At 71.2% G+C, this 17,622-nt stretch carries 19 protein-coding genes; 13 read left to right on the top strand and 6 right to left on the bottom strand.

What is annotated here, in order from left to right; all coding sequences use genetic code 11:
• Window positions 1-274: 274 nt before the first annotated feature.
• Entirely contained in the window at window positions 275-1,105 is an 831-nt protein-coding gene (locus tag H7965_RS14850; protein WP_186771360.1) for a tetratricopeptide repeat protein, read from the bottom strand.
• A gap of 152 nt (window positions 1,106-1,257) precedes the next feature.
• On the opposite strand from H7965_RS14850, the gene H7965_RS14845 reads away from it, so the two are divergent.
• Window positions 1,258-2,127, top strand: coding sequence for a Rossmann-fold NAD(P)-binding domain-containing protein (locus tag H7965_RS14845; protein WP_186771359.1), 870 nt, complete (start codon window positions 1,258-1,260; stop codon window positions 2,125-2,127).
• Between the two features lies 1 nt (window position 2,128).
• On the opposite strand, the gene H7965_RS14840 is transcribed toward H7965_RS14845, so the two are convergent.
• Both H7965_RS14840 and H7965_RS14835 read right to left on the bottom strand, forming a co-directional pair.
• Entirely contained in the window at window positions 2,129-2,872 is a 744-nt protein-coding gene (locus H7965_RS14840) for an alpha/beta hydrolase (protein ID WP_186771358.1), read from the bottom strand.
• Window positions 2,869-4,038 (bottom strand): fumarylacetoacetate hydrolase family protein, encoded by a 1,170-nt coding sequence (locus H7965_RS14835; protein ID WP_186771357.1) that lies wholly within the window; start codon window positions 4,036-4,038, stop codon window positions 2,869-2,871. Before H7965_RS14835 ends, H7965_RS14840 begins: the two co-directional genes overlap by 4 nt.
• 171 nt (window positions 4,039-4,209) lie before the next feature.
• Here H7965_RS14835 and H7965_RS14830 point away from each other — a divergent pair, with 171 nt between their 5' ends.
• The 7 genes from H7965_RS14830 (at window position 4,210) to H7965_RS14800 (ending at window position 10,510) form a co-directional block, all read left to right on the top strand.
• The gene (locus tag H7965_RS14830) at window positions 4,210-5,544 is read left to right on the top strand and encodes an extracellular solute-binding protein (RefSeq protein WP_186771356.1); all 1,335 of its coding nucleotides are present in this window, start codon (window positions 4,210-4,212) and stop codon (window positions 5,542-5,544) included.
• A 23-nt stretch (window positions 5,545-5,567) separates the two neighbouring features.
• Complete coding sequence (locus H7965_RS14825) at window positions 5,568-6,488, top strand: carbohydrate ABC transporter permease (RefSeq protein WP_186771355.1); 921 nt, start codon at window positions 5,568-5,570, stop codon at window positions 6,486-6,488.
• The gene (locus H7965_RS14820) at window positions 6,485-7,324 is read left to right on the top strand and encodes a carbohydrate ABC transporter permease (protein ID WP_186771354.1); all 840 of its coding nucleotides are present in this window, start codon (window positions 6,485-6,487) and stop codon (window positions 7,322-7,324) included. The genes H7965_RS14825 and H7965_RS14820 overlap by 4 nt, the downstream gene beginning before the upstream one ends.
• A 45-nt stretch (window positions 7,325-7,369) precedes the next feature.
• On the top strand, window positions 7,370-8,101 hold the full coding sequence (locus H7965_RS30380) for a DUF2243 domain-containing protein (RefSeq protein ID WP_222440620.1): 732 nt from the start codon (window positions 7,370-7,372) through the stop codon (window positions 8,099-8,101).
• Between the two features lie 110 nt (window positions 8,102-8,211).
• Window positions 8,212-8,418, top strand: coding sequence for a hypothetical protein (locus H7965_RS14810; RefSeq protein WP_186771353.1), 207 nt, complete (start codon window positions 8,212-8,214; stop codon window positions 8,416-8,418).
• A 5-nt stretch (window positions 8,419-8,423) separates the two neighbouring features.
• The gene (locus H7965_RS14805; protein WP_315898694.1) at window positions 8,424-9,596 is read left to right on the top strand and encodes a glycosyltransferase family 4 protein; all 1,173 of its coding nucleotides are present in this window, start codon (window positions 8,424-8,426) and stop codon (window positions 9,594-9,596) included.
• The gene (locus H7965_RS14800; RefSeq protein WP_186771351.1) at window positions 9,593-10,510 is read left to right on the top strand and encodes a glycosyltransferase family 9 protein; all 918 of its coding nucleotides are present in this window, start codon (window positions 9,593-9,595) and stop codon (window positions 10,508-10,510) included. Before H7965_RS14805 ends, H7965_RS14800 begins: the two co-directional genes overlap by 4 nt.
• Window positions 10,511-10,599: 89 nt before the next feature.
• On the opposite strand, the gene H7965_RS14795 is transcribed toward H7965_RS14800, so the two are convergent.
• Window positions 10,600-11,919 carry an NAD(P)/FAD-dependent oxidoreductase gene (locus H7965_RS14795; RefSeq protein ID WP_186771350.1) on the bottom strand — a complete coding sequence of 440 codons (1,320 nt, stop codon included), beginning with the start codon at window positions 11,917-11,919 and terminating at the stop codon, window positions 10,600-10,602.
• A 97-nt stretch (window positions 11,920-12,016) separates the two neighbouring features.
• Between H7965_RS14795 and H7965_RS14790 the strand changes: the two genes are divergently transcribed.
• The 5 genes from H7965_RS14790 to H7965_RS14770 all read left to right on the top strand — a co-directional run bounded on the left by H7965_RS14790 (window position 12,017) and on the right by H7965_RS14770 (window position 15,648).
• Entirely contained in the window at window positions 12,017-12,163 is a 147-nt protein-coding gene (locus H7965_RS14790) for a hypothetical protein (RefSeq protein ID WP_186771349.1), read from the top strand.
• A 95-nt stretch (window positions 12,164-12,258) separates the two neighbouring features.
• On the top strand, window positions 12,259-12,501 hold the full coding sequence (locus H7965_RS14785; protein WP_186771348.1) for a hypothetical protein: 243 nt from the start codon (window positions 12,259-12,261) through the stop codon (window positions 12,499-12,501).
• A gap of 107 nt (window positions 12,502-12,608) precedes the next feature.
• Window positions 12,609-13,559 carry a 2-hydroxyacid dehydrogenase gene (locus H7965_RS14780; protein WP_229682623.1) on the top strand — a complete coding sequence of 317 codons (951 nt, stop codon included), beginning with the start codon at window positions 12,609-12,611 and terminating at the stop codon, window positions 13,557-13,559.
• 1 nt (window position 13,560) lies between these two features.
• Entirely contained in the window at window positions 13,561-14,331 is a 771-nt protein-coding gene (locus H7965_RS14775; RefSeq protein WP_186771347.1) for a class II aldolase/adducin family protein, read from the top strand.
• 150 nt (window positions 14,332-14,481) lie between these two features.
• Entirely contained in the window at window positions 14,482-15,648 is a 1,167-nt protein-coding gene (locus H7965_RS14770) for an iron-containing alcohol dehydrogenase (RefSeq protein ID WP_186771346.1), read from the top strand.
• A 17-nt stretch (window positions 15,649-15,665) separates the two neighbouring features.
• Here H7965_RS14770 and H7965_RS14765 read toward each other — a convergent pair whose 3' ends face one another.
• Together H7965_RS14765 and H7965_RS14760 are read right to left on the bottom strand one after the other, a co-directional pair.
• Window positions 15,666-16,301 carry a glutathione S-transferase family protein gene (locus H7965_RS14765; RefSeq protein WP_186771345.1) on the bottom strand — a complete coding sequence of 212 codons (636 nt, stop codon included), beginning with the start codon at window positions 16,299-16,301 and terminating at the stop codon, window positions 15,666-15,668.
• Between the two features lie 68 nt (window positions 16,302-16,369).
• A complete protein-coding gene (locus H7965_RS14760) occupies window positions 16,370-17,521 on the bottom strand; it encodes an EAL domain-containing protein (protein ID WP_186771344.1) in 1,152 nt (383 codons plus the stop codon).
• Between the last annotated feature and the right edge of the window lie 101 nt (window positions 17,522-17,622).

Below are 17,622 nucleotides of genomic sequence, written 5' to 3'. Positions count from 1 at the left end.
CTTGCTGCGGTCGTACCGAGCCCGGTTCTCCTGCGTCCACATCGCCGCAGTTCTTCCCGCCCCGGCCGCCCACAGGCCAGTCACAACCCATTCAAATCATAGCACCTGTCCCCGGACGGACACTAAGCGTCCGGTGACGGTGCGGGCCGGCGCTAAATGGCGTGTGCTGCGGTGTCCTGCTTGTTTCTGAAAACAAGGGCTTGGATGACCGGGTCAAGCCCGGCCATGACGGCCTTGGGTGCGTCCAAGCCGAAGCACGGCTTTCCGTCGCCTGTTACCGCCGCAGCGGCCCGGCCTCGTTCAGCGCCAGGTTCTGCATCGCCAGATCGGCGGTGGCGCTGTCCGGTGCCAGGCTGATCGCCTTTTCCCAGTCCTGCCGCGCCGCGGCGCTATCGCCCTTGAGCTGACGGAGAATGCCACGTTCCAGCAGCGCTTCGGCATTCTCCGGAGCCAGTGTCAGCGCCCGGGCGACGTCTTTTGTCGCCTCCTCCACCCGGTCCAGGTGGCGTTGCGCGGCGGCGCGGAACACCCAGGCTTCGGCCCGGTCGGCGTCCAGCGCCAGCACCTGGTTCACATCCTCCAGCGCCTCGGCGTAGCGGCCAAGGGTGCCGAGTGCCACCGCGCGGTCGAGCAGCAATTCGGTATCGGTCGGGGCCAGCGTCAGCCCCATGGTGGCGGCGGCGAAGGCCCGGCCGGTCTCGCCGGCCAGCATCCAGGCCTGCACCGCCTGGCCGAACACCGCCGCCCGCGCCATCTGGCTGCCCCGGCCGGTACGGGCGAGCTGTTCCAGCCGCTCCGCCGCGCGCGGAGCATCGCCGGTCGCCAGCAGCGCCAGGGCGAGGCAGTGTTGCGCGCCTTCCCCACCGCCGGCGATCGCCCAGGCCTCGGCGGTGGTGCGCGCCTCATCCGGGTCGCTGCGCAACAGGCTGAGGCAGCGCTCATACTCCGGGCCGGTCGCCAGCCGAGGCACATCCGGCGGCAGCGGCAGCGCATCGCTGGCGGCCTCGGCCTCCGGCCCACGCAGCAGGATGACGCCGGCGCCGCCGGCCAGCGCCAGCAGCACGGCCGCGAAGGCACCGAGCAGGACAGGTCGAACGGGTTTCACCCGCGCAGTCTAGGCCGTAACGCCGGCTGATCCAATCGCGTGTTGCGGATCGGCAAGGGCGGGGCCGCAGCCGCCCGCGCCGGATGCCGCCGAAGCACCATCCCGGGCTGGTCGTCCGGCAGGGAAGCGCCCAGATGGGGCGGATGACGCAGATGGATCGAACCCCCGGCAGGCTGGTGGTCGCCGGCCTCGGCTACAGCGGTGGCGCGGTGGCGGCGGAGGCCGTGGCGGCTGGCTGGCAGGTCACCGGCACCACGCGCGACCCGGATCGCGCCGCGCCGCCGCCAGGGGTGGCCGTCATCGGCTTCGCCGCGGCGAGTGAGGCGATCAGCGCCGCCACCCATCTGCTGGTCACCGCCGCACCGGGCGAGGCGGGCGACCCCGTGCTGGCGGCGCATGCTATGGCGATCCGGGCCGCGCCGGCGCTGCGCTGGATCGGCTATCTTTCCACCACCGGCGTCTATGGCGACCGCGGCGGCGGATGGGTCGATGAGGCGACACCGCCTGCACCGGGGCAGGCGCGCAGCCGCCAACGGCTGGCGGCGGAGGAGGCCTGGAGCCGGCTCGCCGACCGCCATGCCATCGACATCTTCCGGGTTGGCGGCATCTATGGCCCGGGCCGCAGCGCCTTCGACGACCTTCGCGCCGGCACCGCGCGGCGCACCCTGAAGCCCGGCCATCGCTTCAGCCGCATCCACCGGGCGGATATCGCCCTGGCGGTGATGGCGGCGATGGGCCAGGAGGCGCCGCCCGGCCGGCGCATCCTGCATCTGGTGGATGACGAACCGGCGGAGAGCGCCACGGTGGTGGAGGCGGCGGCGGCGCTGCTCGGCCTGCCGCCGCCGCCGGCGCTGCCCTTCGCCGAGGCCGCCGCGACCATGTCGCCGATGGCCCGCAGCTTCTGGGCGGAAAATCGTCGTGTTGCCAATGCCGCGACCAAGGCGGCCCTCGGCATCGCCTGGCGCTATCCCAGCTGGCGGGAGGGGCTGCGGGCGATCCTGGCGGAGGAGCGCGGCGGCTGAGTCAGCCGAGCAGGGCCTCGACGGTCCGCCGCAGCAGCGCCAGATCCTGCGGCCGGGAGAGCCGGTGGTCGCCATCCTTCACCAAGATCACCGCCACGTCGTCGCCGCTGACCGCCGCGGCGATCTCCAGGGATAATTGCCAGGGCACATCCGGGTCGCGCTGGCCATGCAGCAGCCGCACCGGGGCGGTCAGTGGGATCGGCCCCGGCAGCAGCAGGTGGTTGCGGCCATCCTCCAGCAGGGTGCGGGTGATGGGGTAGGGATCGCCATAGGCACTCGGCCGGTGCCAGACCCCGTCGCGGTCGATGGCGGCACGGGCATCGGCCGGCAGCCCTGCCTCGATGCGCCGGGTGAAATCCGGCGCGGCGGCGATGCCGATGAGGCCGGCGGCCCGTTCCGGCCAGCGCCGCGCCAGCAGCAGCGCGATCCAACCGCCCATGGAGGAGCCGACCAGAAGCTGCGGCCCCTCCGACTGTGCGGCGATTACCAGCGCCGCATCCTCTGTCCAGCGGCCGATGCTGCCGTCCTCGAACCGCCCGCCGCTGCCGCCGTGGCCGGAGTAGTCGAAGCGGAGCAAGGCGCGGCCGGTCGCCGCGCAATGGGCGGCGAGCGCCTCGGCCTTGGTCCCTGTCATGTCGCTGTTGAAGCCGCCGAGGAAGACCACCCCCGGCCCGTGTCCCGGGATGCGCCGCCAGGCGAGTCCGACGCCATCGCCGCGGTCCAGCGCGCCGGCCTGCTCGCTCATGCCCGCGGCAGCCCGCGCCGCGCCAGGCTGGCGAAGAGCGCCCCGGTGCCGAAGGCCCAGGGCGGGCAGGCATCGGTGCGGTCCACCTCGTTCACCAGCGCCCCGAGCCGTGGCGAGGCGATTCGCACCACATCGCCCGGCTTGTGGGTGAAGCCCTGGCCGGGCGCACCGCGGTCCTTGCTCGGGCTGAAGGGGGTACCGAGGAACAGCACCGCGCCATCCGGATACTGGTGGTGCGGACCGATGAGCTGGTCCACCACCTCGGTCGGGTCGCGGCTGATGGCGCCGACCAGACCGGCCTCCTCCAGCCGGAAGCCGTCGGTGCCGTCGATGGTCAGGGTGATCTCCGCCCGCCGCACATCCTCAAGCGTGAAGTCGGCATCGAACAGCCGCAGCAGCGGGCCGAGCGCGCAGGAGGCGTTGTTGTCCTTGGCACGTCCGAGCAGCAGGGCGCTGCGGCCCTCCACGTCGCGCAGGTTCACGTCATTGCCGAGCATGGCGCCGAGGATGGCGCCGCGGGCGTTCACCGCCAGCACAGCCTCCGGCTCCGGGTTGCTCCATTGGCTGACCGGATGGACGCCGATCTTGGCGCCCGGCCCGACCGCCGCCATCGGCTGGCACTTCGAGAAGATCTCGGCATCCGGGCCGATGCCGACCTCCAGGTACTGGCTCCACCATCCCTTCTCGACCAGCGCGGATTTCAGCCGCATCGCCTCGGCGCTGCCCGGGCGCACCGCGGAGAGATCGTCGCCGATGATGCCGCGCACCTCCGCCCGCACCGCCTCGGCCTGGCTGGCGTCGCCGCGGCAGCGTTCCTCGATGACCCGTTCCAGCATGCTTCGCACATAGGTGACGCCGCAGGCCTTCACCGCCTGCAGATCGACCGGCGCCAGCAGCCAGGGCTTCGCCGGGTCGCGCGCGTCATGCGCGCTGTTCGCCAGCACCGCCTTCAGGTCCAGCGGCATGGGCACGCCGCGGGCACGGATGGCGGCGAGCGGGTCGGGCAGGTTCAGCCAGGCGCTGACGGTGCCGTAGACCGGCGTCATGTCGAAGGCCGCGCCCTCCAGCAGGGCGACGGCGATGGGTCCCTCCGGCGTCATCAGTCGCGCGGCATAGCTGCCGGCCGGCCAATCCTTGGGCAACGCGCTTGCGTCCAGCCGCAGCATCGGTCTTCCCCCTGTTACACAAGCCAGCCTAGCGGCCCACGTGAGCTTCGCAACCGCCATCCCCGGCGCGGAACGGGAGGCTTGCCGCCGACCACGGATTCGGCCCAGCATCGGGGCAAGAGGGCGGGCCGAGGGGATGGCACCCATCCGCCCCGGGCAAGGGAGAGGTCCATGCGGGGCATTACGCGGCGTCGGGCGCTGCAGGCGGGCGGCAGCCTGCTGGCGGCACCGGCCATCGTTCATCACGCCAATGCGCAATCCGGCTTCGACTGGAAGCGGTTCCGCGGCGAGCGGATCGAGGTTTCCGTCCAGCTCTCCCCGCGCGGCACGCTGCTGCAGCAGAACAACCGGGAATTCGAGGAGCTGACCGGCATCCGCTGCGGCATCGAGGTGGTGCCGGAACAGCAGCACCGGCAGAAGATCATCGTCGAATACGCCTCCGGCCGGCCGTCCTTCGACGCCACCGAGATCAGCCTGCACGTCAACAAGCGGCAGGTCGGCAAGGCGCGGTGGAACACCGATGTGAAGGCGCTGATCGCCGATGCCTCGCTGACCGCGCCGGATTTCGACTTCGCCGATTTCGGCGCCGGCATGGTGCAATACGCGACCCAGTCGGATGGCCGGATGGATTCACTGCCGGCCTTCGCCGACTACTTCATCCTCTACTACAACAAGGAGCTGCTGGCGGCGAGGAACGTCGCGGTGCCGACCACCTGGGAGGAGATGTTCGAGGCGGCGAAGCGCCTCGCCGATCCGTCGAAGCAGGTCTATGGCCATGTCGGCCGCGGGGTGAAGAATGCCAATGTGGTGCTGTGGTCGAGCTACCTGCTCGGCACCAATCAGCGCGACATGATCGACGCCAACCGCCAGCTCATCACCGATACGCCTGAGGCGATCTGGGCCGGCGAGACCTACAAGAGATTCCTGCGCGACGTCTCGCCGCCCGGCTCCATCGGCTTCAACTGGAACGAGTGCCAGACGACCTTCATGCAGGGCCGTGCCGCCATGTGGGTGGACGGCATCGGCTTCGCCGCGCCGCTGGAGGATCGCACCCGGTCCCGTGTCGCCGGCAAGGTGGGCTACGCGCTGGTGCCACGTGGGCCTGGCGCCAGCCATCATTGCGCGCTGTTCGGCGCCGGCTACGCCATCCCCGAGGCGTCGCGCAAGAAGGGGCCGGCCTGGCTCTGGATCCAATGGGCGCTCAGCAAGCAGAACCAGCTGAAATTCCTTGCCAGCGGGGCCGGAGTGCCGGCGCGCTCCTCACCCTTCGCCAATGAGGCGGCGATCGGCGCCAGCCACTTCCCGCGCGAGTTCTTCCACACCTTGAGCGAGAGCGCGAAGATCGCCCGCGCCGGCCTGCCGGAGATCGTCCCCGTCACCCAATTCCGCGACGTGATCGGCACCGCGTTGACCAACACCATCAGCGGTGCCGATGTGGCGGCCGAGCTGAAGCGCGCCACGGCGGAATTCCGTCCGGTCCTCGAACAGAGCGAGCGGGAGAGCTGAATGGCGCGGGCGGGCGGCCGCCGATGACGCGCGAGGCAGCGCTGCTGGAGCAGCCGGTGGCAGCGGCAACCGCCCCCCGCCGCCGCAACTACGCCCGGCATTATGCCTGGTTCGTGGTGCCGGCGGCGGCGGTGATCGTCGCCGTCATCATCTTTCCCTGGCTCTTCACCGTCTATGTCTCCGCCTTCGACTGGCGGCTGGGCGGCGAGCGGCGGTTCCTCGGCCTCGGCAATTACGAAGCCTTGTTCACCGATGCACGCTTCGGCTGGGCGGTGCTGCGGACGCTGTTCTACACCGTGCTGGCGGTGGCGGCGCCGATGGTCTTCGGCATTGCCGCGGCGCTGGCCTTCCACCGCAAATTCCCGCTGCGTGGACTGGCCCGCACCGTCTTCATCCTGCCGATGATGGCGACCCCCGTGGCGGTGGCGCTGGTCTGGACCATGATGTTCCACCCGCAGCTCGGCGTGCTGAACTGGCTGCTGATGCAGCTTGGACTGCCGCCCTCCATGTGGGTCTATGCCGCCGACACCGTCATCCCGACCCTGGTGCTGGTCGAGGTCTGGCACTGGACGCCGCTGGTGATGCTGCTGATCCTCGGCGGCCTCGCCAGCCTGCCGGTCGATCCCTACGAAGCCGCGAAGATCGACGGCGCCAGCGCCTGGCAGGCCTTCCGCCACATCACCCTGCCGCTGCTGGCGCCCTTCATCGTGGTGGCGCTGATCATCCGCACCATCGATGCGCTGAAGGCCTTCGACACCATCTACGTCATCACCCAGGGCGGTCCGGGCCAGGCCAGCGAGACGATCAACATCTTCCTCTATCTTCAGGCCTTCGCCTTCTACAACGTCGGCTATGCCAGCGCCGTCGTTGTCGTCTTCTTCGCCATCATCATGGCCCTTGCGGCGCTGCTGCTGTGGACCCGCAGCCGGGTGCGCTTCACATGAGGACCAGATCCGGACGGCTGAGGCGCGCCCTCGGCAACCTCGGCTTCGGTCTCGCGGTGCTGACGCTGGTCTCGCCGGCGCTGATGGTCTTCCTCTGGATGCTCTCGCTCTCCTTGAAGAACGAGCTGGACAACACCGCCTGGCCGCCGGTCTTCATCCCGGACCCGCCGACCCTCGACAACTACCGCGACGTCTTCGCCCGCAATGACTTCCTGCTCTATGCCTGGAACAGCGTGGTGGTGTCCTTCTCGGCGACCTTCGCCGCCCTCGCCCTCGGCGTGCCGGCCGGCTACGGCATCGCCAAGATGCGCTCCACCCGTGCCGCGGCGCTGATCCTGATCGCCCGCATCACGCCCGGCCTCTCCTACCTCATTCCGCTGTTCCTGATGTTCCAGTGGCTGGAGCTGACCGGCACGCTGCTGCCGATCGTCATCGCCCACCTCGTCATCACCGTGCCCATCGTGGTCTGGGTGATGATCTCCTTCTTCGAGGGGCTGCCGCCGGAGCTGGAGGAGGCCGCGCTGGTCGATGGCGCGACCATCTGGCAGGCCTTCCGTCATGTGGCGATGCCGTTGGCGCGACCGGGCATCACCGTCGCCACCATCCTCGCCTTCATCTTCTCCTGGAACAACTTCGTCTTCGCCATGGTGCTGGCAGGGCGGGAGACGCGGACACTGCCGGTCGCGGTGAACAACATGCTGACCTTCGAGCAGATCAGCTGGGGCCCGCTCTCCGCCGCGGCGCTGCTGGTCACCCTCCCGGTGCTGCTGTTGACCCTGCTGGCGCAGCGGCAGATCGTCGCGGGGCTTACGGCGGGCGGCGTCAAGGGCGCCTGAACCGGCGCCCGCCGTGCCCGTTGCCCCTGGCAGGAGGGCGCGGGCATGGAGACGAACAGGCTTCGCATCGGCTGGTCCGGGGCGCTGATGGGCTTCGCCTTCGGGGGCTTCTTCGACGGCATCCTGCTGCACCAGCTCCTGCAGTGGCACCATCTGCTGAGTGGCTGGCGGCCGGATGGCACGGTCGGGCTGCTGCGGCAGCACATCCTCTGGGACGGCGCCTATCACGCCGCGCATTACCTGCTGCTCGGCCTCGGCCTGGCGCTGCTCTGGCCGCGGCCCGGCCTGGGCCGGGTGTTCGGCGGCTGGTTCGCGCTCGGCTTCGGCGCCTGGCACGTGCTGGATGCGGTGGTGAACCATTGGGCGCTCGGGCTGCACCGCATCCGCCAGGATTCGCTGCAGCCGCTGGTCTGGGATCTGGTGTTCTTCGGCCTTGGCGTGGTGGCGATCGCCCTCGGCGTGCTGTGGCTGAAGGCCGGGCCGCGAGTGCGGCCGGAGGGCTTTGCCGCGGTGGTGCTGCTGGCCGGGCTCGGCGCCGCGTTGCCGGCGCGCGGGCCGGTGCTGGCGGCGCTGACCCTGCCGGAGACGGCGCCGCCCGAGGCCGCGCTGCGCCTCGCCGTGGCTGGCGATACGACCCTGGCTGCCGCCGATCCTTCCGGCCGCATCTGGGTCTTCGCCACCACCGACCCGCGCCGCCTCCTCCGCGCCGCCCAGGCAGAAGGCGGCACGCCCGTCGCGGTGCCCGCACTGCCGGGGCTGTGCCTGACCCGGCTCTGACGCGCGACAGGGTGGATTGACTGGGCGGAGCGCCCGGCGGAGGAACGGGTTTGCCTGGAACAGCCCGGGCAGCCCGCAGGTCACCGGGCGCCCACGGCCAAGGATACTGCATGACCGACAACCCTAACGCCTTCGCCACCGACCCGGCCGGGACGCTACTGCCGCTCGGCGGCATAGCGGCGGGACTGCCGGGCGAGCGCGCCTGGGCCCGCCGGACGAAGGCGCTGGCGCCGGGCGTCCCGCTCCACCCCGTCATCCCGCCAGTGCTGGCGGCGCGGGCGGCGACGGCGAGCCCCGCCGCGCCGCAAGCGCTTTGACCCTGGTGGTCCTGCAGGTGCTGCCCGCCCTCGTCGCCGGCGGGGTGGAGCGCGGCACCCTGGAGATCGCCGAGGCCGTCATCGGTGCGGGCGGCCGGGCGCTGGTCGCCTCGGCCGGCGGGCCGCTGGTGGGGCCGCTGGAACGGCTCGGCGCGCGGCATGTCACCCTGCCGCTGGCCAGCAAGAACCCGGCGCGCATGCTGGCCAATGCCCGGGCGCTGACGGCGCTGGCGCGGGAGGAGCGGGTCGGGATCATCCATGCCCGCTCGCGCGCCCCGGCCTGGTCGGCATTGCTGGCGGCACGGCGCAGCGGGGCGCATTTCGTCACCACCTACCACGGCACCTACAACGAAGGCTTCCCCGGCAAGCGGCTGTACAACTCGGTCATGGCGCGGGGCGAGCGGGTCATCGCCATCAGCGATTTCATCGCCGAGCACATCCGGGCGCGCCACGCCACGCCGGCGGCGCGGCTGCGGATCATCCCGCGCGGTGTCGACCCCCGGAGCTTCGACCCGGCGGCGGTGACGCCGGCGCGGCTGGCCGCGCTGCGCACCGCCTGGGGCGTGCCGGCGGACCGGCCTGTGGTGGTGCTGCCCGGACGGCTGACCCGTTGGAAGGGCCAAGGCGTGCTGGTCGAGGCCATGGCGCGCCTGGGAGGCGATGTGGTGGCGCTGCTGGTGGGGGAGGGCGGCTACCGTGCCGAACTCGCCGCCCGCATCGCCGCCCTCGGGCTGGAAGGGCGGGTGCTGCTGCCGGGCCACGCCGAGGACATGCCGGCAGTGCTGCTGCTGGCCGATGTGGTGGTGCATGCCTCGACCGACGCCGAGGCCTTCGGCCGCACCGTCATCGAGGCCCAGGCCATGGCCCGGCCGGTGATCGCCGCCGACCTCGGCGCGCCGCGCGATACCGTGGCGGAGGGCGAAACCGGCTGGCGGGTACCGCCCGGCGATCCCGCGGCGCTGGCGGCGAGGCTCGCCACGGTGCTGGCGCTGCCACCCGAAGCCCGCGCCACCATCGGCGCCCGCGCCCGCGCCGCGGTGCTGGCGCGGTACACCACGGCGGCGATGCAGGCCTCGACGCTTGCGGTGTACCGGGAACTGCTCCCGGCGGGCAGTCTGTCCGAACCCTTCGGGGCCGCGGCTGCGGGGCCGGCACCCGGGGCAATCGTCGCGCCGTGACCCAGCGCATCCTCGTTATCAAGCTCGCCGCCCTCGGTGATGTGGTGCAGGCCTTCGGCCCCTTCGCCGCCATCCGCGCCCATCACCCGGCGGCCGAGATCACCCTGCTGACCACGCCGCCCTATGCCGCGCTGCTGGCCCGCAGCCCGTGGTTCGACCGGATCTGGGCGGATGGCCGCCCGGCCTGGCACGAATTGCCGGCGCTCTGGCGCCTGGCCCGACGGTTGCGTGGCGCCGGCTTCGCCCGGGTCTACGACCTGCAGACCTCCAGCCGCTCCTCGCGCTACCGCCGGCTGGTCGGGTCGGGGGCCGAATGGTCCGGCATCGCCCGCGGCGCCAGCCATCCGCATGCCAACCCGCTGCGCGATTTCATGCACACCGCGGAACGCCAGCGGGAACAGCTGGAGATGGCCGGCATCACCGAATTCCCGCCACCGGCGATCGGCTGGCTGGATGAGGACGTCAGCGGTCTTGGCCTGCCGCCGCGCTTCGCCCTGCTGGTGCCGGGCGCCTCCGCCACACGGCCGGGCAAGCGCTGGCCGGCGGAGCGCTTCGGCGCCCTGGCGGCAGGGCTCGACCTGCCGGCGGTGATCCTCGGCGCGGCGGCGGAGAGGCCGCTGGCGGCGGCGATCCGCCGCGTGGCGCCGCAGGCCATCGACCTGACCGGGCGCACGAGCTTCGCCGCCATCGGCGCGGTGGCGCGGCAGGCGGCCTATGCGGTCGGCAACGACACGGGGCCCACGCATCTCATCGCCGCCACCGGCTGCCCAACCCTGGCGCTGTTCGGGCCGGAGAGCGACCCGGCGCTCTGCGCCCCGCGGGGGCGGGCGGTGGCAGTGTTGCGCCATGCCGACCTTGCGGCACTGGAGGTGACGGCGGTGCGGGGGGCGCTGGCGGCGCTGCTGACGCCGTAGAGCGGACCGCGAAGGGGCGTGAACACCTCCCCGCCATCCGCTTGAACCGATGCGATCCTCCCGAAGCCTTGCTCACGGTGCGGCCAGCATCAGGCGGCGATGCGGTCGATCCGGTCGCGCAGGCGGTACCAGCCGCCGATAAAGGGCAGCACCCAGGAAGGATCACCGGCGTAGAAGGGCCGGGTCGGGAAGGGCAGGCCATCCAGCGCGAAGCGCTCATTCGCCGCCCCGGCCAGCTTCAGTGCCGCGTTGTGGCCGAGCCAGGTGGCCATGGCGACGCCGCTGCCCTGGCAGCCGCCGGCGTAGTGGATGCCGCCCTCCACCCCGATATGCGGGATATGGTCGAAGGTGAAGGCGACGTAGCCGGTCCAGGCATGGGTGAGCCTGGTCTTCGCCAGCTCGGGGAAACAGGCGGTCAGGTAGCCGTGCAGCGCCACCGCGGTCTGCTCCGCGGTCGCCGCGCGGAAGCTGGCGCGGCCGCCCCAGAGGATGCGCTTGCCGTCCGGGCTCGGCCGGAAATAATTCAGCACGCGCTTGGTGTCGGAGATCATCCGCCTTCCGGGAAAGAGCTGCTCGATCTTCGCCTCGCCGAGCTCCTCCGTCGCGATGATATAGCTGTTGAGCGGCACCAGGCGGCGGGCGAACCAGGGCAGGGCGGTGCCGCGCCTGTCGAGTGAATAGCCGTTGGTGGTGACCAGCACCGCATCGGCGCGCAGCGCGCCGCGGTCGGTGGCGATGTGGAAGCCGCTGCCCTCCGCGCGGATCTTCTGGACCCGTACGCCATCCACCAGCCGCGCCCCGGCGCGCTCGGCGGCGGCGGCCAGGCCGCGCGCGTATTTTCCGGGGTGGAGGCTGCCGGTGGCGGCGGCCAGCATCCCGCCATGGTAGTGGTCGCTGCCCAGCGCCTCCCGCTGGCGTTCCCTCGGCAGCATGCTTGTGGGCAGGCCGGTGACCTCGGCGATGAGGTCGGCGTGGCGGGCCAGCGCATCGTAGTGGCCGCGCGACCAGGCGGCGGTGAAGCGGCCGCAGCGAATGTAGTCGCAGTCGATCCCCTCGCGGGCAATGGTCTCCTCGATGAAGGGGAAGCTGGCCGCGGCGGCGCGAGTGATCTGCTTCGCCGCCTCCGGGCCGAAGCGCGCCTCCAGCCCGCTGCCCGCCACCTTCAGCCCGCCCGAGACCATGCCGCCGTTGCGGGAGGAGGCGCCCCAGCCGATCCGCTCGGCATCCAGCACCAGTGCCGGCTGCCCCAGCCGCCGCAGGGTCAGCGCGGCGGAGAGCCCGGCATAGCCGCCGCCGATGATGACCACCGGGGCCTGGTCAGGCAGGGCGTTGTCGCGCTGCGGCGGCTCGGCGGCTTCCCACCACCAGGGCGTGGTCTTGAAGCCGGGGGCGAAGAGCGGATGGGACATGCGGACGGGGGCTCCCCGGATGGCGCGCAATGCGCTCTCATTGTCGGCAGGGAGGTTCACGCCGACGGCCCGATGCCGCAAGTAGGGACATCCGATCATGCAGACAGTCCAGCAGGACTATGTGGACCTGGCATTGCACCGCTTCCGCCGTGGCGAGGTCGGCCGCCGCAAACGGCTTCCCGGGCTGGCCGCCCTTGGCGTGATCGGCGCGGGCCGGGAGGCCGCGGCCCAGACCGAGCGCTAGTGCAGCGACACAGACAGAGAATGCAAGCTTCGGTTCCAGCACTGCCGGATTGTCGGGCCATAGCCCGTTGCCGCCTGTACCTTTCGGCCGGGTCAGTGCACTGGCTGGTGAAGGTCACCTGGGGCGGGCTGGCGAATGAGGGCTTCGGCCGCCTCATCGGCCTGCTTGGCAATGGGCCGGCCATCCCGCAGGCTGCGGTCGTGGTGCCGGCCGAACTGCGCCGGTTCAGCCCGACCGATCCGGAGATTGAGAAGCGGCAGATGATGATCGATGGGGCCCGTCGGGACGAGAATTACCAGAACGCCAACCAGGAGTATCTGGACGCCGTGACCGGATAATCGGGACGAGGTGCCAGCACGGCGAATGCACGGTGGACAGGTCCTGGCCCGATTCCTGCTGGGTCCGATGGTGACGCCGGATCATTGCATCGCAGCATGGGGGGCCGATGACCGCACGCAGGGTGATGGTGGTGAAGTCGGGGGGGCGGGCCGGTTTCGCGGAATGGCGGGACTGCTTCGCCACTCTCGATCCCGGGCTGGAGCTGCGCTACTGGGATGAGGCGCTGCTGGCGCCTGAGGCGATCGACTACGCCCTGCTCTGGGACCCCGACCCTGGCATGCTGGCGCGGATGCCGCGGCTGCAGGTGATTTTCGGTTCCGGCGCCGGGGTCGATGGCATCACCGCCGATCCCGAACTGCCGCGCCATATTCCCCTGGTCCGCGCCAGCATCCCGGAAGCCACCCAGCGGATGGGCGAGTTCTGCTGCTGGGCAGCGCTGTCGCTGCTGAAGGACGCCAGGCGGATGGCGCTGGCCCAGGCGGCGCGGCGCTGGGACTATTTCGAGCCCGAGGCCCGGGCCCAGCAACGTACCGTCGGCATCCTCGGCCTCGGCAACATGGGCCTCCGCAGCGCCGAGATGCTGCGGGCCATTGGCTTCCCGGTGATCGGCTGGTCGCGCACGCCGAAGGTGGTGCCGGGGGTGGAGAGCTACGCCGGGGCCGCAGCGCTGGACGCCTTCCTGGCGCACAGCGACATCCTGGTCTGCCTGCTGCCGGCGACGCCGGAGACCAGGCACATCATCCGCGCCGAAACCCTGGCAAAGCTGCCGCAAGGCGCCGGCTACATCGGCCTCGGCCGCGGGATGCAGCAGACGCTGGAGGATATCGTCGCGGCGCTCGACAGCGGCCATCTGTCCGGTGTGGTGCTCGATGTCTTCGAGCCGGAGCCGCTGCCCGCGGACCATCCGCTCTGGGCGCATCCGAAGGCGATCGTCACGCCCCATGTCGCCAGTTTGCCGACGCGGGCGGAGCGCGCCACCTTCATCGCCGCGGCCATCGCCGCGCATGAGCGGGGCGAGACGCTGCCCAATCTCTACGACCATGCGCGAGGTTACTGAGATGCCGCTTCCTTCGCCGCCGCGTCGCCCCGACCCTGGCCATGTCCCGGATGAGCGGGAGCTGCGCGAGGATCTCGCCGCCGCCTACCGGCTGATCGCGCTCTACGGCATGACCGATCTGGTCTTCACCCATCTTTCCGCGCGGGTGCCGGGGGCGGGCCATCGGTTCCTGGTGAATCCCTATGGGCTGCTGTTCGAGGAGATCACCGCCAGCTCCCTGGTGCTGGTCGATGCCGAGGGCGAGCCGGCGCAGGAGACCGCCTGGCCGGTCAATCCGGCGGGCTTCGTCATCCATTCCGCCATTCACCTCGGCCGCGCCAGCGCGCAATGCGTCATGCATACCCATACCTTGGCCGGCATTGCGGTGGCGGCGCAGGGCCAAGGCATCCTGCCGCTCAACCAGATCTCGATGGAGTTCGATGGCCGGGTCGCCTATCATGACTACGAAGGTGTCGCCGCCGACGATAACCTCTCGGAGCGCGAGCGGCTGGTGCGCGACCTCGGCGACATGCCCTGCATGGTGCTGCGCCACCACGGGCTGCTGACGGTCGGCCAGACGGTGGCCGAGGCCTTCTACTGGATGTGGTACCTGGAACAGGCCTGCCGCATCCAGCTTGCCGCGCAGCAGCCCGGCATCCCGCTTCCGCTGCCCTCCCGCACCACCGTCGAGCGGACCCGGGCGCAGTTCGGCAGCGGCCCGACCAAGGGCTGGCTGCCCTGGCAGGCGCTGAAGCGGAAGCTGGACCGCGAGCAGCCCGACTACAAGCAATGAGCGCCGCTGCGCAGGGCCAGGGCATGCATCGGCCACGCCAGCCGGGGGCCGCGGGCCAGGCGCTGGAGCTGTCGGTCTGACCCGGTGCCCCTGGCGGAGGCATGGCACCGCGCCTATCCTCGCCGGCAGATCCGGTGAGGAGGAGCGCCAATGACAGCCACCATCGTCTCGCCACGGCTGATGCGCATCGGTGGCGGCAGCGTCGACCAGATCGCCGAGGTGCTGGGGTTGTTCGGCCTGTCCCGCCCACTGGTGGTGACCGATCCCTGGATGGTGTCCTCCGGCACGGTCAGCCGGCTGCTCGACCCGCTGGTGCGGGCGGATATCGTTGCCGCCGTCTTCTCCGAAACAGTGCCTGATCCGACCGATACCGTCGTCGAGGCCGGCGTCGCCGCCTTTCGTGCCGGCAACTATGATTGCCTGATCGGCTTCGGTGGCGGCAGCCCGATGGATACCGCCAAGGCCATGGGGATTCTTGCCGCGGCGGAGCCGGGGGCGAAGATGCGCGCCTTCAAGGTGCCGGCGCAGGCGGATCGCGCGGCGGTGCCGGTGATCTGCATCCCGACCACCGCCGGTACGGGATCGGAAGCGACGCGCTTCACCGTCATCACCGATACCGAAACCGAAGAGAAGATGCTGATCGCCGGCCTCGGCGCGCTGCCGCTGGCGGCGATCGTCGACTACGAGCTGACCTACAGCGTGCCGCCCCGCACCACGGCGGACACCGGCATCGACAGCCTGACCCATGCGCTGGAGGCCTATGTCTCCAAGCGCGCCAACCCGCATGCGGACAGCCTAGCGCTCTCGGCGATGCGGCTGATCGGCCGGCATCTGCGCATCGCCTTCCGCCAGCCCAACAATGCCGCGGCGCGGGAGGCGATGATGCTGGGGGCGATGCAGGCGGGGCTCGCCTTCTCCAACAGCTCGGTTGCGCTGGTGCATGGCATGAGCCGTCCGATCGGCGCGCATTTCCACGTGCCGCATGGGCTGTCCAACGCCATGCTGTTGCCCGCCGTCACCGAATACGGGCTGAACGACGCGCTGCCGCGCTACGCCGAGGCGGCGCGCGCCATCGGCGTCGCCACCAAGGAGGACGCCGACCAGGTCGCCGGCAGCAAGCTGCTGGAGGAGTTGCGCGAGCTCAACCAGGAGCTCGGCGTGCCGACGCCGGCGGATTACGGCATCGGCGCGGCGAAATGGGAAGGGCTGCTGCCGTTGATGGCGCAGCAGGCGCTGGCCTCAGGCAGCCCGGCCAACAATCCGCGAGTGCCGGATGCGGCGGAGATCGTCGCGCTGTACCGGCGGGTCTATGCCTAGGTGCGGGTCGCGGTGCTTCAGGCGGGCAGCACCTCGGTGTCCTTCTTCGGGATAAGGTCGTAGGGCAGGGCAAAGCCCGGCATCGCCTTCAGCCGGCGTGACCAGGCTTCGAGGTTCGGCCAGTTGCCGATCTCGAAGCCGCCTTCGGCCATGAACACCATGCGGCCCCAGCAGCCGATATCGGCGATGCTCGGCGCATCCCCCACCAGCCAGTCGCGGCCTTCCAGCGCCCGGTCGACGAAGCCCAGCGCCGCCTCGGCGGCCGGGTGGAAATACGCCATCACCGCCGGGTCGACGGTGCGGAAGCGGCGGTAGTGGCGCACCTTGGCGACGTTGGTGATGGCATCCGCCTCCCAGGACAGCCATTCCCGCGCCCGCCAACGGTCCTGCTCGGCGCGTGGCTCGAAATGCCCGGTGGTGCGGGCGAGATAATCGAGGATGACATTCGACTGCACCACGGTCAGCCCGCGATGCCTGAGCGCCGGCACCTGGCCATAGCGGTTGACCTCCAGGTAGTCGGGCAGCTTCTGCACACCGTTCTTCAGGTTCACCGTGCGGAAGCTGAACGGCACCCGCGCGAGCGCGAGGTAGAGCATCGGCTTGTAGCTGGAACTGGAGGTGAAGCTGCCGAACAGCGTGATGCCGTGATCCATGATGCTGGTTCCCCCCGCCCTGGTGGGCATCCTTGCCGATGCGCCGGGCGCCGGCAATGCGGGGGCGGTCAGCCCGGCGGGTAGCCGCGCCAGCCCGCTGACCAGGCGGTCAGCGCCGCCGCCGGCAGCGGCCGGCCAATGGCAAAGCCCTGGGCATGATGCACGCCGAGGCCGCGCAGCAGGGACCAATGGCCGCGAGCGGAGACGCCCTCGGCGACCACCGACTGCCGCCGCCGCTCGGCCAGCCGAATCAGCCGGCGCACCGCATGCCGGGCATGGGCATCGTCCGGCAGCCGCTGCACCAGGCTGCGATCCAGCTTGAAACCGGCAAAGGGCAGGGACAGCAGCCGTTCCCTTCCATCATCCAGAACCAGATCATCGAGGAGCACGCGATAGCCGGCAGCGTTCAGCCGCAGCAGGGCGCGGTGCAGCACGGCGACGTCACGTACCGCGGTGGTCTCGGTCAGCTCCAGCGTCAGGCTGCTGGCGCCGAGGCCGGTACGGGCCAGTGCCCGGCCAAGCCAGGCGGCGAGGTCGGGCTGCACCAGCAGCGCCAGCGGCAGGTTCAGCGAAAGGCCGAGGCCCAGGCTTCGCCGCAGCGGCGCCAGCTCCGCCCCGGCGCGGGAGGCGACGGCGATCGACAGGGCCCGTGCCAGCCCGGCGCGCTCGGCCAGTGGCACGAAGACATCGGGGCCAATGGGGGAATGCGGCGGGTGCCAGCGGGCCAGAGCCTCCACCATCACCGGCTGGCGGTCGGCGATGCGCACCACCGGCTGGAACCGCACGGCGATCTCGCCGCGGGCCATGCCGGCTTCCAGCGCCGCGGCGGCGGCGGCCGGCAGGACCGGCGCATGGGTACGGGGCGCGAGCAGGGCGGCGGCCAGCTGCAGCGGGTCGGCCGGCAGGGCGACGACATCGGCCGGCATCGCCCAAGGGGCGGAGGAAACGACGAGCAATCTGGTTCGCGCGCTGGGGTCGCGCAGCACATCCAGCAGATGCGGCCAACTGGGACCGGCGGCGGGCGGGTCGCAGACCAAATGGTGGGGCGCCTCGCCCGGCGCGGCGACCCGGGCCAAGGCTTCCCGTCCTGATTGCAGGACGGTGGCGGGCGGGCGGCCAAGCCGGTGGGAAGCGGCATTGGCGGCCGCGATCACCGCAGGGTCACGGGCAAGGACAACCAGCCGATCGCGCGGGGCGGCAAGGCGATCCGGGCGGTTCAAGGCAACTCCCCATTCCTCTGGACCGACGATACGCCCGACATTCGGGTGCGTCATGTCTTGTTTGGAGGGATAGTCCTCTTTTTGTGAGAATCCAGTATCCG

The organism is Siccirubricoccus deserti (genome assembly GCF_014283215.1).
Classification (GTDB): domain Bacteria; phylum Pseudomonadota; class Alphaproteobacteria; order Acetobacterales; family Acetobacteraceae; genus Siccirubricoccus; species Siccirubricoccus deserti.
This window is presented reverse-complemented; position numbering and strand designations above follow the sequence as displayed.